We start from the raw sequence: 23,261 nt of genomic DNA, 5'->3' as shown, positions 1-23,261 counted from the left end.
TTCTATTCTTTGTAAAATGAGAACTATAACTAATATAGGTCAAGCTACAAAGGGCGCATGGTGAATGCCTTGGCATCAGGAGCCGATGAAGGACGTGATAAGCTGCGATAAGCTTCGGGTAGGCGCACATAGCCTGAGATCCGAAGATCTCCGAATGAGGAAACTCACATGGGAAACCCCATGTATCATTAAGTGAATACATAGCTTAATGAAGGTAACCCAGGGAACTGAAACATCTAAGTACCTGGAGGAAGAGAAAGAAAAATCGATTTTCTTAGTAGCGGCGAGCGAAAGGGAAAGAGCCCAAACCGGAAACTTGTTTCCGGGGTTGTGGACAGAACATAACGATTGGTAGGACGTAATCGAAGAGAACTGGAAAGTTCCACCGTAGAAGGTAATAGTCCTGTAGATGAAACGGGAAATCAATCAGTTCTGATCCAGAGTACCACGAGACACGTGAAACCTTGTGGGAAGCAGGGAGGACCACCTCCCAAGGCTAAATACTACCTGATGACCGATAGTGAAGCAGTACCGTGAGGGAAAGGTGAAAAGAACCCCGGGAGGGGAGTGAAATAGAACCTGAAACCGTGTGCCTACAACCGCTCAGAGCCCCTTATGAGGGTAATGAGGTGCTTTTTGTAGAACGAGCCAACGAGTTACGGTATGTAGCAAGGTTAAGTACTTAAGGTACGGAGCCGAAGGGAAACCGAGTCTGAATAGGGCGACTAGTTGCATGCCGTAGACCCGAAACCGGGTGACCTATCCATGGCCAGGTTGAAGCGAGGGTAAAACCTCGTGGAGGACCGAACCACGTTGCTGTTGAAAAAGCATGGGATGAGCTGTGGATAGCGGAGAAATTCCAATCGAACCCGGAGATAGCTGGTTCTCTCCGAAATAGCTTTAGGGCTAGCGTCGAGTATGAGTAGTGGAGGTAGAGCACTGAATGGGCTAGGGGGCATAGCGCTTACCAAACCTTATCAAACTCCGAATGCCACATACTTTGAGCTCGGCAGTCAGACTACGAATGATAAGATCCGTGGTCAAAAGGGAAACAGCCCAGATCGTCAGCTAAGGTCCCAAAGTGTAAGTTAAGTGGGAAAGGATGTGAGATTTCTAAGACAACTAGGATGTTGGCTTAGAAGCAGCCATTCATTAAAAGAGTGCGTAATAGCTCACTAGTCGAGAGATCTTGCGCCGAAAATGTAACGGGGCTAAACTTACCACCGAAGCTACGGGCTTGAACTTAGTTCAAGCGGTAGGAGAGCGTCGTAACCGGGCTGAAGTCGTACCGTAAGGAGCGGTGGACTGGTTACGAGTGAGAATGTTGGCATCAGTAGCGAGATGTGAGTGAGAATCCCACAGGCCGAAAACCTAAGGTTTCCTCAGGAAGGTTCGTCCGCTGAGGGTTAGTCGGGACCTAAGCCGAGGCCGAAAGGCGTAGGTGATGGACAACTGGTTGATATTCCAGTACCACTACCATCGTTATTATCGATGGCGTGACGCAGGAGGATAGTGTGTGCTAGCTATTGGATGCTAGTCTAAGCGTTTAGGCAGTGAGAGTAGGCAAATCCGCTCTCATAATGCTGAGGCGTGATGGGGAAGGTTCTACGGAACTGAAGTACATGATTCCACGCTGCCAAGAAAAGCGTCTAGAGAGAGAAGTAGTGCCCGTACCGCAAACCGACACAGGTAGGTGAGGAGAGAATCCTAAGGCCGGCGGAAGAATTACAGTTAAGGAACTCGGCAAATTGACCCCGTAAGTTCGCGAGAAGGGGTGCCTACGAGAGTAGGCCGCAGAGAATAGGCCCAAGCAACTGTTTAGCAAAAACACAGGTCTCTGCTAAAGCGTAAGCTGATGTATAGGGGCTGACGCCTGCCCGGTGCTGGAAGGTTAAGGGGAACACTTAGCGCAAGCGAAGGTGTGAACTTAAGCCCCAGTAAACGGCGGCCGTAACTATAACGGTCCTAAGGTAGCGAAATTCCTTGTCAGGTAAGTTCTGACCCGCACGAATGGCGTAATGACTTGGGCACTGTCTCAACTGTAAATCCGGCGAAGTTGTAGTGCGAGTGAAGATGCTCGCTACCCGCGATTGGACGGAAAGACCCCGTAGAGCTTTACTGTAGCTTAGCATTGAGTTTTGGTATTGTCTGTACAGGATAGGTGGGAGACTAGGAAACCAGGGCGTCAGCCTTGGTGGAGTCGACCTTGGGATACCACCCTGACAGTACTGAAATTCTAACTGGCGGCCATGAATCTGGTCACAGGACATTGTTAGGTGGGCAGTTTGACTGGGGCGGTCGCCTCCTAAAAAGTAACGGAGGCGCCCAAAGGTTCCCTCAGAACGGTCGGAAATCGTTCGAAGAGTGCAAAGGCAGAAGGGAGCCTGACTGCGACACCCACAAGTGGAGCAGGGACGAAAGTCGGGCTTAGTGATCCGGTGGTACCTCGTGGGAGGGCCATCGCTCAACGGATAAAAGCTACCTCGGGGATAACAGGCTGATCTCCCCCAAGAGTCCACATCGACGGGGAGGTTTGGCACCTCGATGTCGGCTCGTCGCATCCTGGGGCTGAAGTAGGTCCCAAGGGTTGGGCTGTTCGCCCATTAAAGCGGCACGCGAGCTGGGTTCAGAACGTCGTGAGACAGTTCGGTCCCTATCCGTCGCGGGCGTAGGAAATTTGAGAGGAGCTGTCCTTAGTACGAGAGGACCGGGATGGACTGACCTCTGGTGTACCAGTTGTTCCGCCAGGAGCACAGCTGGGTAGCTAAGTCGGGAATGGATAAACGCTGAAAGCATCTAAGCGTGAAGCCAACCTCAAGATGAGATTTCCCATAGCGTAAGCTAGTAAGATCCCTTGAAGAACACAAGGTTGATAGGTCGGGGGTGTAAGCATGGTAACATGTTCAGCTGACCGATACTAATAGATCGAGGGCTTGACCAAATATAGTATTAATTATGTGCAATTTTGAAAGAACAAAATCTTTCAATAAAATGTTCCTCGGTAGCTCAATGGTGGAGCACTCGGCTGTTAACCGATAGGTTGGAGGTTCGAGTCCTCTCCGAGGAGCCATTTTTTTTTTGCAAAAATTTGATTTAAAATAGATTATTTAAGTTATGAATTAATAGTTATATTAATTTATAGCTTTTTTTGTATTTAAAGAAAATTTTATTTAATTTAGTATTTTTAGTGTAAGCTATTTGTAATTAAAGAAAGTGTGATATTGTATATAATTAAGAAAGGATAAAATAATATCTTTTTTTATTAACAAAAAACTTTAGTTGTATTGGTATAATTAAAAAGGAACAACGCAATATTATTACATAATTAATGTAATTAAAGAATTTAATATATTTAAATTTAAAAAGTATATATAAGGAGTTGAAGAATAGAGATGAAGATTTTATTAGTAGAAGATGAAGAAAGTATAAGAGGCTTTTTAAGAATAAATTTTCAAAGAGAAAACTTTCAAGTTATAGAATGTGAAAGTGGAGAGGAAGGAGTAAGAAAGGCTTTAATAGAAAAGCCAGATATAGCAATACTTGATGTTATGTTACCTGGCATGAATGGGTTTGAAGTATGTCAAAAGTTAAGAGAAAGTTTTCCTAGAATGGGAATAATAATGTTAACTGCTAAAGGTGAAGATATGGATAAAATCATGGGGCTTCAGTTTGGAGCAGATGATTATGTTTTAAAACCATTTAATCCACTAGAGATAACTTTAAGAGTAAAAGCATTAATAAGAAGGTTAGAAGGAATAAATGAAGAAAATAATAGTGATTGTATAGAAGTAGATAATTTTAAATTAGATTTATATTCTCAAAGTTTATATAAAGAAAATGTAGAAATAGATGTAACACCTAAAGAGTTTTTACTAATGAAAATATTCATGCAAAACCCAGGAAAGGCCTTTACTAGAGATGAATTGTTGAATTTAGTATGGGGAATAGACTTTTTTGGAGATCCAAAGATAGTTGATGTTAATATAAGGAGATTAAGATCTAAAATAGAAGAAAACTCTTCAAAACCTAAATACATAGAAACTGTATGGGGAACAGGATATAGGTGGAAGAGATAAATCTGTTTTTGTGAAAATCCTAAAACATTATGATTAGAATAGGATTTAGATGGAAAGGATAAATCTATATATTACAGTATTCATAGGAATTTTATAAAGAGATATAAAGTATAGAGTGAATATTAAAGCTTATATTTTAAGTTTTTAGTATATATAGGTGAAAGATAGGTGCATATTTTATGAAGAGTATAAAGACTAGGCTAATGAAAAACTTTTTAGTTCTTTTATTATCAACTATTATTATAGTTTCAGCCATGTTTTTGATTTTTATTTCTAGATATTATTATCAAAATACAGAGGAAATATTATTAAGTCAAATTAATATATCTGTAGATTTTTATAAAAGATATTTATCAAATGTTAGTCTAGAAGAAAATGTTTATGAAGATGTAGATATATTTTGGAAGCAAACAGATGCTCAAGTTCAAATTTATAACTTAAAAGGGCAGTTAATAATGGATTCTATAGGTTTAGAGCCTAAAGAGTATAATACTCCTGTAGATGTAAAAAGAGCCTTAGAAGGAGATACAGCAAAGTGGGTGGGGACTGTACCAGATTATACTGGTAAAGTAATGGCAATTTCAGCACCACTTAGAAATTCTTCAAATGAAATTGTAGGAGTTATTAGATATATAAGTTCACTTAGAAATGTGGATAATTTTATATTAAATTTCTTTTTAGTATTTTTAGTAATAGGATTAACAGTTTTAGCTATTGGTATAATTTTAAGTTACTTCTTAGCTAATAGTATAGTAAATCCAATTACAGAATTAATAAAAGTTTCTGAACAAATGGCTAAGGGAAATTTAAAAGTAAGAAATAAGATTGTTACTAATGATGAAATTGAAAAGTTAGCTGATAGTCTTAATATAATGGCAGAGGAAATTGAAAATAGGGAAATATTAAAAAATGAATTTATTTCTTCAGTTTCTCATGAACTTAGAACACCATTAACATCAATAAAAGGTTGGGCAATAACTTTAAATAATGATTTTACAGATAGAGAAACCTTAAAGATGGGCTTTGACATAATTGAAAAAGAAGCTGATAGATTAAGTAATATGGTAGAGGAGCTATTAGACTTTTCAAAGTTTGTTAGCGGAAAAATAAAATTGAAATATGAAGAAATAAACCTAAAAGAATTTATAGAGTACTTAAGGTTATATATGAATCCTAGGGCAGAAAGAGAACATAAAGAACTTATACTAAAAGGGATTACAGAGGACTTTATAATTGTAGGAGATAAGGACCGATTAAAGCAAGTATTTATAAATATAATAGATAATGCTTTTAAATTCACTCATGAAAATGAAAAGATAACAATAGAGTTTGTATATGCTGATGAAGGAATCTATATAAACATAATTGATACTGGATGTGGAATAAGTAAAGAAGAGTTGCCTAGAGTAAAAGAGAAATTTTACAAGGGTAAAAATTCAAAGTCACAAAATGGAATAGGATTATCAATATGTGATGAAATTATAGCTTTGCATGAAGGGACTTTGGAGATTTATAGTGAATTAGGTAAGGGAACGAAAGTGGTTATATATTTACCTAAGAAATTAATCAGGAGTGTTGAGGATGATTTAAATTAATCAAAAGAGGTGTTTTATGAAGAAAATTTTTTTAGTCTTCTTTACTATTATTAGCTTTTTTATGATGGGATGTTCTCAAAAAGAATCTTTTGATATATCTAAAATAACTCCACCAGAGTCAGATAATATAAAGATATTAGGGGAATGGGAAGTAGTAAGTAAGTTACATGATAGTGATGAAAATAATTCAGGTAGCGTAAGTGGTGCTTTTCACTTAGAGAAAGATGATATTGTTAATATAAGTAAGGATGGCGTAGTTGCAAATGGAATTAGCATAGTTAATCCAAAGTTTAAGTTAAAGAGAATGGAGAGAGAGGTATTCTTTAGAGAAATAGATAATATATCAATAAAAAATGAAATAAAGGATGCAATAAAAAGTGAATATATAGATGTGAATTCTATATATGATAGTAATAAAACATATTTAAGTATTATTTCAATTAATGATGATGAAGCATATTTATTATTAACTGATAATCTTATTAAACTAAAAAAAGTTTCTAATGTTGTTACAAAAGAAGAGATTAGTGAATCAGAGAAATCAGATAGCGATAAGAATACTAAAAGAGAAAATACTATAAGTCCAGAGTACTATCAAAAGGATGTAGGAATTTTACTTGGACTTAAGGAACCTGCGCATATAGAAGATGATGATTTTGAGGAAGCTTCTTATAAAACTTTATGGATTTCTGTAATTAATAATGAATTACAGCCAATAATGGTTTTAGATAATTCTCTTTTATTACCAAGAATAAATGGATTCTCCAATATAAGTTTAAGTTCAACTTTAGATAATGGTAAATTTGAAAATAAACTTAAGGTTACAAGTAAAAAGAAAGATCCTAATGATAAGACTGAAATAAAGGGTGAGAAAAATACTGAAGGAATATATGAAGAAATAACCTTTGTAGGAAATGACTATATAGGATTAGAGTCTTATTCTGGAAGTGATGATTTTAGAGGTACTTTTAATGAGTATAGTATAATTCCTATTAATACTATGGATACTCATAAGAGTATGGATATAGTAAATTTATTTGGAAAAGAACAAGAGGAGAATTTTAATAAAAGTGAAAAGAATGCTATTCAAAAGTATGATATTGATGGAAGAGAGTATTATTCTAAAAATAAATACTCAAATATAACTCTTCAAAGGAAAAATGGTAATTGGCATTTAGAAGGAATATTAAACGAAAAAAGTTCAATGGATTACCCTAAAACTTTTGATATAAATATAAATCCAGTTCCTATATTAGTGAATTATGATACTTTGGCAGTTCCATGGAGTCAGGTTTTATCTCTTGGAAGAGATGTTAGAGATGTTGTTACAGCACCAAATGGGAAAATAGCCATAACATTGGCTAAAGATAAGTTATCAATATATAAAGTTATTGATGGCCGAATTGGAGAAAGATTAGGGGAAATAAATATAAATAACGATGAAAAGATTGTAATGGCTGAATGGGCTGTAGGAGATTATGTAAAGTATTGGGATGAGACTGTTGAAAATGTATATGGTGCTAAGAAAATAAGTGAATAGAATATAATAATTTATTATTAAAGTATAAATATAGGACAGTAGATAGTTTGGTGTAAAAAAACAAAACTATCTACTGTTTTTTTAGTTTTAGGTCTCTAGAAAAGAAAAAGGAGCTGATATAAAATCAGCTCTCTTTTTTTTAATTATTTTTAGAATTATCATTAGGTATTTTATCTTTAAAATAATCTGCTCTAATCATTTTATCAGATAGATCTAATACATTTCCTACTATTTCTTTTTCTTTATCTGTAAGTTCACCTTTAATTGTTTTATCAGTTAAAACAGCGTAAGATCTCTTAGTGTTTAATAGATTTCTACCTAAAGCTGTATTTTGATATACATTATTATCTACGCCTAATAGATATAAAAGAGTTGGCATTATATCTATTTGACCACCGTAAACATCGTCTTTTACAGGTGTCTTAATGCTTGGATTATAGATAATTAATGGAACTGTATGATTTCCATTATCTAACCACCAAGATTCAGGATTAGATAAGGATTCTATCTTACTGTTATAGTATTTATGAGGACCAGCATGGTCACCTTCTATTGCAATAACAGTGTTATCTAAAAGACCATCTTTTTTAAGTGATTCTATGAACATTCCTATTTTAGCATCTGTATAATGAATACTTTGGAAATATCCTCCTAAAACATTATCATCAAGTTCAGGGCTAAGTTTTAATTCACGGTATTCCTTTGGTAAATCAAATGGTCCGTGGCTTGTTAAAGTAACTGTAAATGCATAGAATGGTTGTTTTAATTCTTTAATCATTGGTTCAATTTGTCTAAAGTAGCTTCCGTCACTTAATCCAAGACCTATATTTTCATCACGATCAAATGAATAGTAATCTACAAATTTATCAAAACCTATACCATTTAAACCTTGAGCATAGTTCCAGAAAGAACCTTTATCTGAATGGATAGCAATAGTGCTATAGCCATCTTTTTCTAAGATATTAGGTAATGAGTTATAAGTTGTAGCTGGATTTCTAAAGAAAGTACTTCCTTGTCTTAATGGTAACATAGAAGTATTAACCATTAAGTCAGAATCAGAGCTTGTACCTTCGTTAACTTGTTCAAATATATTAGGCAAGTAAATTGAATTATTTAATAACTTATTTATGTTTGGAGTTATTTCTTGTCCATCTACTTTTTTATTTATAACAAAGTCTTCAAGGGACTCAACTTGTATTACTATTAAGTTCTTTCCTTTGAACATTCCCTTAAATTCATTATCAGGAAGATTCTCATTTTTGAAATCATAATATTCTTTTATTTTTGCTTCATCATCAGCTGTCATTTTATAAGGTTTAGAATTCTTATAAACATTATATATATCAAAAATATGATAACCAATTGGTGAGAAGTATTCTACTGTGTTAGTTGGATCATAGTTACTAAATAAGTATGAATTTTTAACATTTTCTCTTTTTAATACATTAACGTTAAAAGGAACATAGCCTATATAACAAATTGATACAAGTAAAACAATTAAAGTACCTTTCCAATTAGACTTACAGTTTTTAAAGCTTTTTCTAAAAATTATAAAAGCTATTATTAAAATAATAAAGTCTACGAAGAATAGTAAGTCATATGGACTAGCCATTGAAAAAATACTATCTCCAAGATTATCTAAGTTAGCAGTTTGTTTTAATAGCATTACTGATGGAACTGTTTGGAATCCTCTAAAATACCAAATATCCATTACTGTAATTAAGGTTATAAATAAATCTACAATTATTAATGAGAAAAATTTACCTTTGTTTTTAAATAAAAAACATATACTTACAAATATTGCTGCAAATGCTATGTAATAATTAATAAAATAAGAAGCTTGTCTATATCCTAAACCAAAATTAAGTGTGTAAAGGTTTTGGTTTAAAGAGAAACCTAAAAAAAGTGCTCCTTTTAAAACTATGGCTATAAGAGTAAATATGTAAAAACCTAGTCTTATTAAAGCATTTTTATTAAGAGACTCCTTAAATTTAGAAAGCCCGTTATTTAATTTAACTTTTTCTTGCATTGAAACACCCCTTCTTTTATTATTCAAAGCTGTTAATATTATATCATAAAACAATATGTTCATAGTATGAAGGAATTATTACAAAAAAGTTTAAAAAGAACTTTTTTAGAATAACTTTGATTTTCTCAATTTACAAAAATGTGATATCTTTATAATATAGATTATTTTAAGAGGTGAGGTCATGAAAAAAATAGATTGTTTAGGTATGGCTTGTCCAATGCCAGTTATAAATACAAAAAAATATTTTGATTCAATAGAAGAAGGGGTTGCAGAAGTATTAGTTGATAATGAAGTAGCAAAAAATAATATCTGTAAGTATGCAGAAGGATGTGGATATAATTTTGATGCTTCAGAAAAAGAGGGAAATTATATAATTAAAATAGAAAAAAATGGTGAGAATAAAATAGAAAAGAAGGAAGATGACTTTGTAATAGTAGTAGGTACTGATAAGTTAGGTCAAGGTAATGATGATTTAGGTACTATACTTATGAAAGGATACCTATATACCTTATCAGAAAGTGATATCATACCTAAGGAACTTATATTCTTAAATGGTGGAGTTAAGCTTACTGTTAAAGGATCAGAAGTTTTAGAATCATTACAAAACTTAGAAAAGCGTGGAGTTAAGATACTAAGTTGTGGAACTTGCTTAGATTTTTATGGAATAAAAGATAATTTAGCTATAGGAGAAATAAGCAATATGTACACTATAGTTGAATCTATGAATACTTCTAATAAGGTAATAAAGTTATAATACTTTTGAGAGGAGAAAATATTTTTAGAGTATGGAGAATATTTTATGTGAGTATGATGTTGTAGTTGTTGGTGGCGGAATAAGTGGAATGGCAGCAGCTATAAGATCAAAAGAAAATGGCATAGGAAAAGTTCTGCTTCTTGAAAGAGAAGATGTTTTAGGTGGAGTTTTAAATCACTGCATACATTGCGGCTTTGGAAAAGAAATTTTAGGAGAAGCTGTTACTGGAAGTGAATTTGTAGAGTACTTAGTTCATAAAGTTCATAAACTAGGTATAGATGTTAAATTAAATACTACTGTATTAGAGATAAGTAAAGATAAAGAAATAAGTTATGTTAATCCAGATGAAGGTATGAAAAATATGAAAACTAGGGCAATAGTTCTAGCTACTGGAAGTAGAGAAAAGTTTAAGGGAAATGTAAGTGTTCCTTTAAATAAATTTACAGGTATATATACTTCTGGAACTGCTCACAGATTTATAAATCTTTATGGTTATCTTCCAGGGAAAAAGATAGTTATAATAGGTTCACATGATAGTGATATGATTGTTGCTAGAAGGCTTATTATAGAGGGAGCTAAAGTAGAAGCAATAATTGAAAGTAAGGATTATTTAAATTCTTCTCAATATATTGTGGAAAATATAATTGAGGCCTTTGATATTCCTGTTAAACTTGGATATACAGTAAATGAAGTTTTAGGTACTGAAAGAGTAGAGGGAGTAATTATAAGCAAAGGTGGAGAAGAGGAAAGTTTTATAAAATGTGATTCACTTTTAATATCAGTTCCATGGATACCAGAAAGTGCTTTAGGTAAAAAGATGGGATTAAGAATTTCTAATAGTAGCGAAACTATTTTAGTAAATGAAAACTTTGAAACATCAGAAAGTGGAATATTTGCTTGTGGAAATGTTCTGCATGCCTATGAACTATCTGACTTAGCAACAAAAGAAGGATTTAAAGTTGGAGATGCCATTAAAGAGTATCTTGAAAAGTAATTTTTAATAAGACTAAAATTCAGATTAATATTTAAGTTAATTTTGAATTTTAGTCTTATTTTATGCTTTAAAGAAGGTTATGATTACAAAGAAATATTTGTTTCAGTGAAATTTTCAAAATTTCAAAGGTATAGAATTAAAGATAATTTTTTAAACTCATTCTTACTAAGTTAGATACTAATATATTTCCTTTTATGCTTAAGTGTAATCCATCAGTATAATTTAAAGAATCAAAAGGAAGATTAGAGTTTAAATCTATAAATAACAAATTGTTTTTTTCACAGAATAAATCTAATTCTCTAGCATATTTATGGAGCTTAGAATTACATTTTTCATAATCAATAGAAGAATCCCACCTTTTAATAGCTAAATCACCATATATTTTAGGGGGAGATAAAATTATTGGTTTTATGTTAAGTGAATTACAATCATCAGTCATTAAGCTTATGTTATCAATAATTGAACTAATAGATTTATTCATTATAATATCATTTGAGCCACACATAATTAAACAAATCTTAGAATCACTTGATTTTAAGATTTCATATATTCTAGATAAAATACCAGTTGAAGTGTCACCATTAACCCCTTTGGTTATGAATTTGTTTTTTTCATCATTTAAAAGAGAAACCCAAGAATTTTCTTGTCCTACACCATAGCCAAAGGTAAGAGAGTCACCTATACAAATTATATTCATATAATCACCTACATTCTTAGTAAACATTTTTTGCAAATAATGGTTGTCCCTTTATTAGCTGTAACAAAATCATTTCCAATAATAGCTTTATTACAAATAGCACATACCTTATTTGAACTTTCTTTATTTATGGAAGAACTTTTTTCTTCTTTATTAGTATTAGTATTAGTAGTTTTTCTTTTTTTATTAGGTGGTGGTGAATAAAGAAGTTTTTCAACTTTTTCTTCACGTTTATTTATTTCATAATTAAAACTATAAGAACTTTCGCCAAAAAGTTCTAATTCAAATCTAGGATTTTCTTTATCATAAAATTCCTCTGTTATTATTCTTCTTATTTGCATATCATTTATTATTAATCCACTCTTTTCAATTCCATCGAAGATACTTTTTGTTATGTTACCTGTATCGGGATGTCTCTTAGAACTTTTATAATAAACTTTTAACACAGCTATTAAAGATTCTTCTAAAATAACATTAGGATTTTGAATTCTTGCTTCGTAAGCAATTTGTTCTTCATACAATGCATATCTATCATGATATTTTCCAGAATTGGATGGTAAAATTGCTCTACCCTGTGCATTTGATAGCTTGAAATTTGATTTAGTAATAGGTGAGCCTTTTACTATAACTTTTGCGTATGAATTCATAGTAAACCTCCAATCATATGATATAATAATATAGATTATATCATAATGTAACATTATGTATTTACATTTCTTGAAAGTATTTAACAGATAAAGTATAATACTCTATGTTTACATGAAAAATTAAAATTAAGAGGGATAAAAATGGATAAAAAAATTATATTAGCAATAGAAAGTAGTTGTGACGAAACAGCGGCAGCTGTAGTAGTCAATGGTAGAGAAGTTTTATCAAATATAATATCTTCTCAGATAGATATACATACAAAATTTGGTGGAGTAGTTCCAGAGGTTGCATCAAGAAAACACATAGAAGCTATAAATGCAGTAGTAGAGGAAGCCTTAGAAGTTGCAGGAGTAACATTTGATGACATAGATGCAATAGCAGTTACATATGGTCCTGGTTTAGTTGGAGCACTTTTAGTAGGACTTCAATATGCTAAAGGATTAGCATACTCTTTAGATAAACCATTAATAGGAGTTAATCATATAGAAGGGCATATAAGTGCTAACTTTATAGATCATAAAGATTTAGAACCACCTTTTGTTTGCTTAGTTGTTTCAGGAGGACATACTTTTGTAGTCCATGTTGAAGACTATGGAAAGTTTGAAATAATAGGCGAAACAAGAGATGATGCAGCAGGAGAAGCTTTTGACAAGGTAGCAAGAGCCGTAGGATTAGGATATCCAGGAGGACCTAAAATAGATAAATTAGCTAAGGAAGGAAATAGTGATGCTATAAAATTCCCAAAAGCTAATTTCCATGATGATACCTTAGATTTTTCATTTAGTGGAGTTAAATCAGCTGTCTTAAATTATCTAAATAAGATGGAAATGAAAAATGAAGAAATAAATAAAGCTGATGTTGTAGCTAGTTTCCAAAAGGCCGTAGTTGAAGTATTAACTGATAATGCAATAAAAACTTGTAAGATGAGAAAGGCAGATAAAATAGCCATTGCAGGTGGAGTTGCTTCTAATAGTGCTTTAAGAGAAAATCTTCTTAGAGAAGGAGAAAAGAGAGGAATAAAGGTTTTATTCCCATCACCAATACTTTGTACAGATAATGCTGCCATGATAGGAAGTGCTGCATATTTTGAATTATTAAAGGGAAATGTATCTGAAATGAGTCTTAACGCAAAACCTAATTTAAGATTAGGAGAAAGATAGGGGATGAATTATCAATGAGGTTTATTCCGTACTCAAATGGATTTCATAAAATGAACAAGAATATAAAAATAAAGCCTATAAACGTAATTAGGAATATTTTTATATTTATATTAGCTCTAGTATTTATAGGCTTTGCTTATCAAATGATATTAAACAAAATCGATAGTAAAAAAATAGAACCAGATAACAAGTATGTAAGAATTGATAGTAAAAAAAATTATTATAATTTCCAAGGAGAAAGTAAACCAACTATAATAATGAGTTCTGATATAGGCTTAGGATTAAGTGAATGGAGTAAGGTTCAAGAGCTTATAGAAAAGGAATATGGGTATAGAACTTTTTCTTATGATAGACCAGGATATGGTTTTTCAGAATCAGTAAAAGATGATGGTGTTAAAGAACAAGCTCAGCATCTTAGAATGATTCTTAAAAAATCAGGGATTGGTGGACCATACATACTTGTTGGAGAAGGATATGGTGGATTAGTAATGTGTAACTTTGCTGAACTTTATCCTGACTTAGTTCAAGGAGTTATTCTCGTAGATCCAATAAGTGAAGAAGCTTTAAGTAAAAATAAAGACTATATGAAACAGTATTCAAGTGAAAAAATCAGTAGATTTATACAAAAGTATGGTTCATACTTTGGATTAACATCAATAATGAATAAATTTGGTATGTTAAAAAATCCAAATGGTTTAGAGGAAAATTTAAGTAATGAAAATCTTAAGGTTTATAATATTTTAAGAACAAAAAGTGATTATAATAGTGGATACTATAGTGAGCTTACGAATATTTTAGAGCAAAGTAGTAATTCACAAAAATCTGGTTTATTAAATGGTAAACCTTTGAGCATAATAGTTAATGATAATGCTTTTACTAAGGAGCAAGAGAGTTTAAAGAAACTTACTTTAGACAATAAAGTTCAAATAATAAATGCTAAGAATAAGACAGATGTTATACCTTTAGAAAAGCCAGAATTATTTTTAGATAGCATAAGATTTATTCAAGATAATAGCTTGGAAGAGCAGAATTAGCCTAAGAATATAGACATATCCTATGACATAGAAATGACATAAACATGACATATAAATGACACAAAAAATGGTTATTATAAACATGTGGAAAACAAATGTTTAGGAGGGTATGAACAATGAGTGATTTCAATAAAAAAGATGAAAACTTAAATGACTACTTTGGTTTTGATGATAAAGAAAATAAAACTTTAGATTCAGATAAGGACATAAAAGACAAAGAAAATATAGAGTCAAATAATGATACGAAGCAAACTAACATAGATGAAACTCAGCAATTAAATATAGATAATGAAATTAATTCGAAAGATGAAGTTAAAAAAGATGATGATAAAAACTTCTCTGACGTAAAATCAAAAAGCTCAAAAGAATCTAATGATAATAGTAAAAACAAAAAAGTAAAGAAAAAGAGTGGATTTAAAAGAGGAATAGCTCTAGTAGCAGGTGCTGTCATAGTTGCTATACTAGGAGGAGCTATAGGTGCTGGCGGAGTTTATTATGCTTTTAAAAATAGCATACCAGTAAGTACACTAGAGAATAATAGTAATACCTCAGTTAATCCACCAGCCTTTAAAGGTGAAGATGGAGAATTAACTGTTCCACAAGTAGTTGAAAAAGTTACACCTGCCGTTGTAGGAGTATCCACAAAGAGCTTAGTAAGAGACCAATTCTTTAATGTAAAAGAACAAGAAGGATTAGGATCTGGATTTATAATAAATGAAGATGGATATGTAGTTACAAACTACCATGTTATAAATGGAGCTCAAGAAGTTAAAGTAATATTCTCTGATGGAAAAGAAGTAAATGCTAAGGTTGTAAATTACGATGCAGAAAGAGATATTGCAGTAATAAAAATAACAGACGATGTTAAAATGCCTGGAATAGCTCAATTAGGAGATTCATCTACAGTTAAGGCTGGTGAAGAAGTAATTGCTATAGGAAATCCTCTAGGAAAAGAATTTAGTTCAACAGTAACTAAGGGTATAGTAAGTTCACCAAATAGAAAGATGAAGACTGAAAACGGAAATGTATTAGATTATATACAAACAGATGCAGCTATTAACCCTGGTAACAGTGGTGGTCCATTAATAAACTCTAAGGGAGAAGTTATTGGAATAAACACTGCTAAAAAAGTTGGTGAAGATATTGAAGGTATAGGATTTGCAATTCCTATAAATGAAGTTAAAACAAGATTAGGTTCATTATCAAAACCAATATTAAAACTTGGTATTACAGCTAGAACTGTTACTCCAGAATTAGCAAAAGAAAATAAGCTAGAAGAAGGAGTTTATGTTGTAGGAGTACAAGAGTTTAGTCCAGCAGAAAAAGCAGGATTAAAAATAGGTGACTTAATAGTTGAATTTGGTGGAAAAAGAGTAAAAACTTTAGAAGAATTAAATCAAGTTAAAAGTCAATATAATGATGGAGATTCAGTACCAGTTGAAATAATTAGAGATGGTAAGAAAGTAAACTTAAATTTAACATTAGTTGCTAATTAGTTTAATTAAGGATGTATATCAAATAATTTTATTATTATTTTGATATATATCTTTTTTATTGAAAATAAAATGTAAAATTTTAGATAAAAATCAAATATATTCAAAGAAATTCATTGTTAATTATTATATTTGACTATAGAATAGTAGTAATAGTCATTTTAAATATATATTTTATCTAAAATAAAAATACATGGTGTAAGCAAAGAATGGTATTAGTTTAGGAGGATTATATATGAAAAAATTAGTATTATTATGTACACTAGGAATGTCTACATCTTTATTAGTTTCTAAAATGAGAAAAGCTGCAAAGGAATTAGGGATTGATTGTTCTATAGTTGCAATAGGAGAATATGAGCTTAAAAAATATGAAAAAGAGGCAGATATAATAATATTAGGACCTCAAGTAAGGTATTTATTTAATAGTTTAAGAAAAAAAATAGATAGTAATATACCAATAACTCTTATAAATAGTGCAGATTATGGAACCATGAATGGGAATAAGATTTTAAATCAAGCCTTAGCACTAATGGATAATAAGGAATTATCCACAAATAATTTGTAAGAAATTTTAATAGGGGATCGTATAAGAAGTTTTTTTAAAAAGGGCCTTATACGATTTTTATTTATATATTTAATAAATTGAAAATTTAAATATATATATATTGAATTGAATAAGTTAGTCAAATATACTAAAAAAATAGTGAGGTTTTAAGGAGGAGAGTATTTGGAGAAATTAGTGCTTGGTATAATAGGTATTTTCTTTGTAATTAGTGGATTTGATCACATAAATAATAATAAATTAGGATTGGGAGATAAATTTAAAGAGGGTATGATATCCATGGGATCAATAGCTATATCCATGGTAGGGATATATTCTCTTTCGCCTTTAATAGGAGAAGGCATAGGATTCTTATTAACTCCAATAAGCAATTTTATAGGAATTGATTCATCCATATTTCCATCAATGTTTTTAGCTGTAGATATGGGAGCCTTAGGGATTGCAGAAAGTTTATCATCAAATATTCACATGTATTGGATTTCTGGGGTAATAATAGCTTCGACTTTAGGGGCTACCATAAGCTTTTCTATTCCCTTAGCTTTAGGAATTATAGAGGAGAAGTATCTTGAAGACCTAACAACAGGTTTATTATATGGAATAATGACTTTACCTATAGCGCCAATAGTTGCAGGTTTATTTTTAGGAGTTGATATTAAATTATTACTATTTAATATTTTGCCATTAATAATATTTGCTATATTATTAGCAGTTTTTATGAATAGGTTTAAAGATACGACAGTGAAATTCTTTATTAAATTAGGTAAGCTTATACAGCTTGTTAGTATATTAGGGCTTTTAGTTTTAGGATTTTTATCTATTATAGGAATAAAGCCTATAGGAAGTATTTTACCTATAGATGAGGCTTTAAGTGTGGTTGGTAAAATAGCTATATTCTTAGGAGGAGCATATCCTTTAATTAATTTTATAACAGAAAAGTTTTCAAAGGTCTTAAGTAAAATAGGAGAAAAGATAAATATAGATGAGTTTTCTATTGCGGCTTTTTTAGGAACTCTTGCTTCAAATATAATATTATTCCAAAGTTTTAATAAGATGAGCTCTAAGGGAAGAATAGCCTTAACTGCTTTTAGCGTAAGTGGAGCCTTTGTAATTGGAGGACAGCTAGGTTTTGTATCTCTTAAGACACCTGAGATTATAAATATTTATATAGCATCAAAATTAATAGCTGGTATAAGTGCCATGGTTGTAGCTTTAATAGTACATAGAAAGACAGAAGAAAACTTAAATGATGAAAATCAAAGTGAAGAGAATATTCCAGTTTTAGAATCTTAATTTTTTAAGGATAAAGTCCTATAGTTTTTTTAAAAATAAACATTTAATTAGAACATAGCTTTTTATTTAAAGGAAATATTAATTTTAATAAAAAGCTATGTTTTAATAATTTATATAAATTTTTGTTTAATTTGCTATTTTAAAAGAATTATCAAGTAATTTAAAATTATTTTTTAGTCCCTTTGATATGAAGATTTCTTTAGATTTAGTTACAAAAATACCTTCTATTTCAGGAAGTGATTCAATTAGCTCTAAGCCATCTGAAAGGCCCATACCAAAGGTTGAGGTGGAAAGGGCATCACCATCTATAGATTTTGAAGAAACTATGGTTACAGAAGCTAAATTATTATCATAGGGATATCCAGTTTTAGGGTTTAAAATGTGATGATATTTAGTATTATTAATTTCTAAATAACGTTCATAGATCCCAGAGGTAACTACTGATTTATTGCATATACTTAAAGTTCCTAGGGGAGCACCTCTGTTTTCAAAAGGATTTTGTATTCCTATTGTCCAATTTTCATTTTTATTTTTCTCACCTAGGGCAAAAATATTGCCACCTAAATCAATAATAGCTTTAGATACACCTTCATCTATTAATATATCTGAAATAAGATCTGCTATATATCCCTTAGCTATAGCACCTAAGTCTAAAACCATATTTTCTTCTTTTAAAAATACAGTGGTATTTTCCTTATCTAAAATAATATTTTCATAATTTATTAATTTTATAGTATCTAGTATTTCATTATCATCAGGAACTCTTGCATCTTCACTTCCTATTCCCCATAGCTTAACTAAAGGCCCAATAGTTATATCAAAGTTTCCTTTAGAAGCTTTAGAGTATTCTAGTGATTTTTCTATTATGTCAAAGGTAGTTTTGGTAACTTTTACTGGTTCTATACCAGACTTTTCATTTGTTTTATTAATTTCAGAGTTTTGTATATTTAAACTTAACAATGATTCAATTTCACTTATTTTATTAAATACCTTATCTATGATTCCTTCATCAAATTTATCATATAAAGTTATATTTACTATTGTCCCCATAAAAAAACTAGATTTACTTATAGGTTCTTTTTTTATGGAGCATCCATTTAAAGTGAAAGTTAAAACCATACATAGAAAAATACAAATATGTCTTAAGTTTTCCATTTTACCCTCCTAGAAATAAGATAATATGTTTTAACTAGTCTACTAAAGTTGCTTCAGTTTTTCCCTCTTCAGCATTCTTTAATACTTTCTCAGCTAATTTTTTGAATTGATCAGAAGAACTTGTTGCTCCTGTAATAACATCTATGTTAGAAGATTGTTTTTCTATTAAGGCTTTCTCAAGTTGAGGTTCATATTCAGCAGGTCCAATTCCTGAAACTCCTGTCATTTTTTCATTATAATCTTTATCTTCACGTTTCATAGCATTAGTTTCACCATTAAATTCATTATATTTTGCTTCAGTTATTTTACCATCTGAAACTTTTATACTTAGTTTAGCCTTATAGCCATGGTCATCAGCCTTAGCAGTTTCTACAGTATAGTCCCCATCTTTTAATTTAGAGTTGTTTAAAGCTCCACAAGCAATAAAGTTAGAAGCTACTAAAGTAGATAATATAAGAGCAAAAAATTTCTTTTTCATAAATTCCTCCTAAATAATTTTGTTACTATAAATATACTTTTTAATATTAAAAAAATTCCTTAAAGAGCAATAAAACAAATAATTTTAACTTTAAAATCATATATACATAACAAGGAACTGTTAATAGGGGAGAGTTTATTATGAAAAAGTGGGATTTGATTATAATTATAGTTTTAATAATTCTATCTTTAATGCCTATTAGACTTCTTATTTCAAGTAATAATAGTGGAGATTTAAAAAGAGTAATTATAAGTGTTAATGGAGAAGAATATGAAAGTTTAGAGCTTAAGGAAAATCTTAATAAGATTATTAAAATTGAAGAGGGATTAGGGGTTAATGAGATTTGTATAAATAAAGGACAGGTATATATGAATCATTCAAATTGTACAGATAAAGTGTGTATGAGACAAGGAAAGATAAGTAAGATAGGAGAAAGTATAGTATGTCTACCTAATAGGGTTTTTATTGAAATTAAAGGTGAGGAAGAAGGAGAATGCATATTATCTTACTAAGAAATTAAGTTTAAATCAAAAAGCTTAGGATTTAAATTTTATAATACTATAGAATTTTAGTAACAAAATTTAGTATTTAATAAAATAGAATTCTAATAAGGTGCAACAGCTAAGATGGCTAAGACAATACGGTGTTTAATAAAATAAAATTCTAATTGGAGTATTAATAATTAAAAAGGGGAGTTATATATCATGAAGACTAAAAAGTTAATTTATATAGGGGTATTAGTTGCACAAGCTTTAGTTTTATATATTTTTGAAAGTATGATACCTATGCCTTTTATTACTCCAGGAGCAAAGTTAGGATTAGCTAATTTAATAGTAGTTATAGGACTAAATACCTTAGACAATTATAAAGAATGCCTATGGTTAATATTTTTAAAATTAATTTTATCAACCCTTATTATGGGATCAGTTTCTACATTTATTTTTGGATTAGGAGGAACAATTTTAAGCTTCTTAGGAATGATTTTAACTAAAAATATATTAAAAGAAAAGGTGTCGGCTATTGGAGTTAGTACTGTTGGGGGAGTATTTCATAATTTAGGACAATTAATTGTTACAGCTATAGTAATTAAAAATATAGGCATACTAAGTTATCTTCCTTTTTTATCTATAGCAGGTATAGGAACTGGCATTTTTATTGGAATAACAGCTAACTACCTATTAAAGCATATGAAAGCTTTAAATAACTTAGATTATCATAGAAACATGGCAAATTAAATTGCTTTTAGGAAAAATTATAAAGTTATCAATTAAAATATCTTTATGAAAATAAAAACTTATAAATAATATTAAGATAATATTTAAATGAATTTTAGATATTAATCTAGTTTATAAAATAATTGGTATAAAGTTTTAAATTAAACTTTAGACTTTCGGTTAAAATTCATTAATTCTCATAATATATTTATAAGTTTTATTTATTAACTGTAATTTTTAAAAAAATAAATTTTTATGCTTTTATTAATGAGTTTTTAGAGATTTCTATTACCTTCTTATATACCTCTAAGGTTTTCTTTGCTGTTTTTTCCCAAGTAAATTCTTTGCTTCTTTCAAAACATATATCTTCTAAATTATTTCTAAGTTTTGAATCATTTAATAGATTTTCTAGTTTTGAAGATAATTCCTTAGGATTATTTGGATTAACTAAGCTTTCTTTAAAGGGAACCACTTCAGGAATAGAAGTTATATTTGAGGTTAAAACGGCAGTCTTACAACTCATAGCTTCTAAAGGAGGTAAACCAAAGCCTTCATATAGAGAAGGATAAACAAAGAGGGTAGTTGCGTTATACAAGGTTGGTAAATATTCATCCTCTATAAATCCAGTGAAAATAACCTTATCTTTTATAGGTAAACTTTCAGTATAGGCCTTTAATTTTAATCCCTCGTCTCTTAATCCACCTACAATTAAAAGTTTATAATTTTCATCAATATTTTTATGAATATTGTTAAAGGCATCAACTAGTCCCTTAACATTTTTTCTTAAGCTAAAGCCACCTATATACATAATAAATGGTCCATTGAAATTAAATCTTTTATTAACATCAAATAGGCATTTTTCCTTATCTAGAGGTTTATAATTTTCATTAGCTGCTAGTGGAGTTACAAAAATATTTTCAGCAGGAAAGTGTGGGAAAAATCTTAGAATATCACTTTTAGAGTATTCTGATACAGTGATTATTCCTGTTGAATTATCAATTATTTCAGGCATACTTTGAAGAAATTTTTTTAAGTAACCTTTACCAACGGTTTCAGGTAAAATGTAAGGAATTAAGTCATGAATAGTAACCAATTTTGCAAAGTTTCCTTCAGAGGAAAGTCCAAGTCCATTTTGAGGAAGGTGAAGTAAATCTATATCCTCTTTTATTCCATAGGATGGTATATAGTAATCTTCAAAAAAACGTTGATGTTTTCTAGAAGACATTATTATTTTAGTATTTTCAGTTTCAAACTCAGGTATTTTTTTTCCAGAGCATAATAAATCATAAGATGAATCCTTATCTAATTTTAATATGTTTGTTAATAGGTTATATGTGTATGTTCCTATACCTGTCCCTCTATACCAAGTTGCACCTCTTGCATCTATTAAGTTATACATTAAGATTCCACTCCTTAGAAATATAATCATTATAATTAATAATATTAATAAATAATATAAAATGTGCATGTAACAAGAAGAATTTAAGGAACATATACTAATTAAAAAGTGAAAGTAGGAGTAAGTTTATGGAACATGATTATATAAAGGATAAAATCTTACTTAACTATGGTATAGAAGTCAAAGAAGTAATAAAAGTGAAAAACACATATAAAATTATAACCAGTGATGAGGAGTATTGTTTGAAGGTAATAAAGTATCAATATCCTCATTTTTATTTTATAGTTTCTGCTCAAAAGCATCTTATGAAAAATGGCTTTAATTCAATTCCTAAAATATTAGATACTATTGATGGAAAAGATTATGTAAGGCTAGATGATAAATTAGCTTATTTAACTCCTTGGGTAAAATGTAGAGAATGTGATTATAAAAATAAGTGGGATTTAAGCTTAGCAGTGAAAAAGCTTAGTGAACTACATAATAGTAGTGAAGGGTTTGTTATAAATAGAGATCTTAAGCCTAGAATAGCATGGGGTAAGTGGTATAAGATCTTTGAGACAAGGGGAGAAGAAATTCTTGATTTTAAAAAAAGAATATATCAGAAAGCATATATGTCAGACTTTGATAAGTTATATCTTTCTATTATGGATGAGGAGTTAAAAAGAGTTGAGAGAACACTTTTTCATATAAAAACTAGTGGATATTTTGACTATATGAAAAAGGAAGTTAAAAAATTAGGCTTTTGTCATCATGATTATGCAAATCATAATGTGCTTTTATTAGAAAACAATGAAATAAATATAATAGACTTTGATTACTGTATTTTAGATTCTCACTTACATGATTTAAGCAGCCTATGCATTAGAACAATGAAAGAGGGGAGATGGGACTTAAATTTATTTAAATATATAATAGAGAGTTATTCAAAGAATAAAGAAGTAAGAAATGAAGATTTCCCTATTATGGCTTCTTTTATTGAATTTCCTCAAGCTTATTGGCAATTAGGACTTCAATATTATTGGGAACAACAGCCTTGGGAAGAAGAACATTTTTTAAAGAAACTAGGTAAATACGAAAAAGATAGAGAGTTTAGACAGAACTTTGTTTATGAATTAAGCAATTTTACTTTGAGGTGATTTAAAT

The 23,261-nt window shown here is 30.4% G+C and carries 19 protein-coding genes, 1 tRNA gene and 1 rRNA gene; 15 read left to right on the top strand and 6 right to left on the bottom strand.

The genetic code is table 11. The annotated features are described in order from the left end of the window. Positions 1–37 precede the first annotated feature (37 nt). The 5 genes from GOM42_RS12355 (at position 38) to GOM42_RS12335 (ending at position 7,211) form a co-directional block, all read left to right on the top strand. Positions 38–2,941 (top strand): 23S ribosomal RNA (locus tag GOM42_RS12355). Positions 2,942–2,995: 54 nt separating this feature from the next. Then, a tRNA-Asn gene (locus GOM42_RS12350) sits at positions 2,996–3,070 on the top strand. A 322-nt stretch (positions 3,071–3,392) separates the two neighbouring features. Continuing rightward, entirely contained in the window at positions 3,393–4,076 is a 684-nt protein-coding gene (locus tag GOM42_RS12345; RefSeq protein ID WP_003452499.1) for a response regulator transcription factor, read from the top strand. Between the two features lie 179 nt (positions 4,077–4,255). Continuing rightward, positions 4,256–5,671 (top strand): HAMP domain-containing sensor histidine kinase, encoded by a 1,416-nt coding sequence (locus tag GOM42_RS12340; RefSeq protein WP_003452521.1) that lies wholly within the window; start codon positions 4,256–4,258, stop codon positions 5,669–5,671. 16 nt (positions 5,672–5,687) lie between these two features. Then, positions 5,688–7,211: a hypothetical protein gene (locus tag GOM42_RS12335; RefSeq protein ID WP_003457345.1), complete on the top strand. Its 1,524-nt coding sequence runs from the start codon at positions 5,688–5,690 to the stop codon at positions 7,209–7,211. 139 nt (positions 7,212–7,350) lie between these two features. Here GOM42_RS12335 and GOM42_RS12330 read toward each other — a convergent pair whose 3' ends face one another. After that, positions 7,351–9,240, bottom strand: a complete 1,890-nt coding sequence (locus tag GOM42_RS12330; RefSeq protein WP_011591082.1) for an LTA synthase family protein — start codon at positions 9,238–9,240, stop codon at positions 7,351–7,353. Positions 9,241–9,421: 181 nt separating this feature from the next. Between GOM42_RS12330 and yedF the strand changes: the two genes are divergently transcribed. Both yedF and GOM42_RS12320 read left to right on the top strand, forming a co-directional pair. Then, entirely contained in the window at positions 9,422–9,994 is a 573-nt protein-coding gene (gene yedF, locus GOM42_RS12325; protein ID WP_110026361.1) for a sulfurtransferase-like selenium metabolism protein YedF, read from the top strand. A gap of 31 nt (positions 9,995–10,025) precedes the next feature. Next, a complete protein-coding gene (locus GOM42_RS12320; RefSeq protein ID WP_003452515.1) occupies positions 10,026–10,988 on the top strand; it encodes an NAD(P)/FAD-dependent oxidoreductase in 963 nt (320 codons plus the stop codon). Between the two features lie 136 nt (positions 10,989–11,124). Here the strand turns inward: GOM42_RS12320 and GOM42_RS12315 are convergent, their stop codons facing one another. Then, positions 11,125–11,685, bottom strand: coding sequence for a GDSL-type esterase/lipase family protein (locus GOM42_RS12315; protein WP_110077278.1), 561 nt, complete (start codon positions 11,683–11,685; stop codon positions 11,125–11,127). An 8-nt stretch (positions 11,686–11,693) separates the two neighbouring features. Continuing rightward, positions 11,694–12,332: a RusA family crossover junction endodeoxyribonuclease gene (locus tag GOM42_RS12310; protein WP_003475617.1), complete on the bottom strand. Its 639-nt coding sequence runs from the start codon at positions 12,330–12,332 to the stop codon at positions 11,694–11,696. Between the two features lie 141 nt (positions 12,333–12,473). Here GOM42_RS12310 and tsaD point away from each other — a divergent pair, with 141 nt between their 5' ends. The 5 genes from tsaD (at position 12,474) to eutH (ending at position 17,872) form a co-directional block, all read left to right on the top strand. Continuing rightward, entirely contained in the window at positions 12,474–13,493 is a 1,020-nt protein-coding gene (gene tsaD, locus GOM42_RS12305) for a tRNA (adenosine(37)-N6)-threonylcarbamoyltransferase complex transferase subunit TsaD (RefSeq protein WP_003452273.1), read from the top strand. A gap of 14 nt (positions 13,494–13,507) precedes the next feature. Further along, positions 13,508–14,527 carry an alpha/beta fold hydrolase gene (locus tag GOM42_RS12300; RefSeq protein ID WP_003470825.1) on the top strand — a complete coding sequence of 340 codons (1,020 nt, stop codon included), beginning with the start codon at positions 13,508–13,510 and terminating at the stop codon, positions 14,525–14,527. Between the two features lie 116 nt (positions 14,528–14,643). Continuing rightward, complete coding sequence (locus GOM42_RS12295) at positions 14,644–16,023, top strand: trypsin-like peptidase domain-containing protein (RefSeq protein ID WP_057232011.1); 1,380 nt, start codon at positions 14,644–14,646, stop codon at positions 16,021–16,023. 232 nt (positions 16,024–16,255) lie between these two features. Beyond that, positions 16,256–16,585: a PTS sugar transporter subunit IIB gene (locus GOM42_RS12290; RefSeq protein ID WP_057232008.1), complete on the top strand. Its 330-nt coding sequence runs from the start codon at positions 16,256–16,258 to the stop codon at positions 16,583–16,585. A gap of 162 nt (positions 16,586–16,747) precedes the next feature. Next, positions 16,748–17,872: an ethanolamine utilization protein EutH gene (gene eutH, locus GOM42_RS12285; protein ID WP_110016092.1), complete on the top strand. Its 1,125-nt coding sequence runs from the start codon at positions 16,748–16,750 to the stop codon at positions 17,870–17,872. Positions 17,873–17,998: 126 nt separating this feature from the next. On the opposite strand, the gene GOM42_RS12280 is transcribed toward eutH, so the two are convergent. Beyond that, positions 17,999–19,027 carry an FAD:protein FMN transferase gene (locus GOM42_RS12280; protein ID WP_110071594.1) on the bottom strand — a complete coding sequence of 343 codons (1,029 nt, stop codon included), beginning with the start codon at positions 19,025–19,027 and terminating at the stop codon, positions 17,999–18,001. Between the two features lie 34 nt (positions 19,028–19,061). After that, positions 19,062–19,505 (bottom strand): FMN-binding protein, encoded by a 444-nt coding sequence (locus GOM42_RS12275; RefSeq protein WP_110077277.1) that lies wholly within the window; start codon positions 19,503–19,505, stop codon positions 19,062–19,064. 140 nt (positions 19,506–19,645) lie between these two features. Here GOM42_RS12275 and GOM42_RS12270 point away from each other — a divergent pair, with 140 nt between their 5' ends. Together GOM42_RS12270 and GOM42_RS12265 are read left to right on the top strand one after the other, a co-directional pair. After that, positions 19,646–20,017: a NusG domain II-containing protein gene (locus GOM42_RS12270; RefSeq protein WP_057232002.1), complete on the top strand. Its 372-nt coding sequence runs from the start codon at positions 19,646–19,648 to the stop codon at positions 20,015–20,017. A 192-nt stretch (positions 20,018–20,209) separates the two neighbouring features. After that, on the top strand, positions 20,210–20,740 hold the full coding sequence (locus GOM42_RS12265) for a Gx transporter family protein (protein ID WP_078209963.1): 531 nt from the start codon (positions 20,210–20,212) through the stop codon (positions 20,738–20,740). A gap of 232 nt (positions 20,741–20,972) precedes the next feature. On the opposite strand, the gene GOM42_RS12260 is transcribed toward GOM42_RS12265, so the two are convergent. Further along, on the bottom strand, positions 20,973–22,118 hold the full coding sequence (locus GOM42_RS12260; RefSeq protein WP_110026352.1) for a glycosyltransferase family 1 protein: 1,146 nt from the start codon (positions 22,116–22,118) through the stop codon (positions 20,973–20,975). Between the two features lie 128 nt (positions 22,119–22,246). Between GOM42_RS12260 and GOM42_RS12255 the strand changes: the two genes are divergently transcribed. After that, a complete protein-coding gene (locus GOM42_RS12255) occupies positions 22,247–23,254 on the top strand; it encodes a CotS family spore coat protein (protein WP_110071593.1) in 1,008 nt (335 codons plus the stop codon). The last annotated feature ends 7 nt before the right edge of the window (positions 23,255–23,261 follow it).

It is taken from the genome of Clostridium sp. 16K-1-R1, from assembly GCF_023921145.1.
GTDB lineage: Bacteria > Bacillota > Clostridia > Clostridiales > Clostridiaceae > Sarcina > Sarcina perfringens.
This window is presented reverse-complemented; position numbering and strand designations above follow the sequence as displayed.

Coding starts and splice junctions, on each gene's coding strand:
- GOM42_RS12310 (WP_003475617.1), bottom strand. CDS start 12,332: ATGAATTCATACGCAAAAGTTATAGTAAAAGGCTCACCTATTACTAAA.
- GOM42_RS12330 (WP_011591082.1), bottom strand. CDS start 9,240: ATGCAAGAAAAAGTTAAATTAAATAACGGGCTTTCTAAATTTAAGGAG.
- GOM42_RS12290 (WP_057232008.1), top strand. CDS start 16,256: ATGAAAAAATTAGTATTATTATGTACACTAGGAATGTCTACATCTTTA.
- GOM42_RS12345 (WP_003452499.1), top strand. CDS start 3,393: ATGAAGATTTTATTAGTAGAAGATGAAGAAAGTATAAGAGGCTTTTTA.
- GOM42_RS12315 (WP_110077278.1), bottom strand. CDS start 11,685: ATGAATATAATTTGTATAGGTGACTCTCTTACCTTTGGCTATGGTGTA.
- GOM42_RS12295 (WP_057232011.1), top strand. CDS start 14,644: ATGAGTGATTTCAATAAAAAAGATGAAAACTTAAATGACTACTTTGGT.
- GOM42_RS12340 (WP_003452521.1), top strand. CDS start 4,256: ATGAAGAGTATAAAGACTAGGCTAATGAAAAACTTTTTAGTTCTTTTA.
- GOM42_RS12260 (WP_110026352.1), bottom strand. CDS start 22,118: ATGTATAACTTAATAGATGCAAGAGGTGCAACTTGGTATAGAGGGACA.
- GOM42_RS12335 (WP_003457345.1), top strand. CDS start 5,688: ATGAAGAAAATTTTTTTAGTCTTCTTTACTATTATTAGCTTTTTTATG.
- yedF (WP_110026361.1), top strand. CDS start 9,422: ATGAAAAAAATAGATTGTTTAGGTATGGCTTGTCCAATGCCAGTTATA.
- GOM42_RS12265 (WP_078209963.1), top strand. CDS start 20,210: ATGAAGACTAAAAAGTTAATTTATATAGGGGTATTAGTTGCACAAGCT.
- GOM42_RS12280 (WP_110071594.1), bottom strand. CDS start 19,027: ATGGAAAACTTAAGACATATTTGTATTTTTCTATGTATGGTTTTAACT.
- tsaD (WP_003452273.1), top strand. CDS start 12,474: ATGGATAAAAAAATTATATTAGCAATAGAAAGTAGTTGTGACGAAACA.
- GOM42_RS12320 (WP_003452515.1), top strand. CDS start 10,026: ATGGAGAATATTTTATGTGAGTATGATGTTGTAGTTGTTGGTGGCGGA.
- GOM42_RS12255 (WP_110071593.1), top strand. CDS start 22,247: ATGGAACATGATTATATAAAGGATAAAATCTTACTTAACTATGGTATA.
- GOM42_RS12300 (WP_003470825.1), top strand. CDS start 13,508: ATGAGGTTTATTCCGTACTCAAATGGATTTCATAAAATGAACAAGAAT.
- GOM42_RS12275 (WP_110077277.1), bottom strand. CDS start 19,505: ATGAAAAAGAAATTTTTTGCTCTTATATTATCTACTTTAGTAGCTTCT.
- GOM42_RS12270 (WP_057232002.1), top strand. CDS start 19,646: ATGAAAAAGTGGGATTTGATTATAATTATAGTTTTAATAATTCTATCT.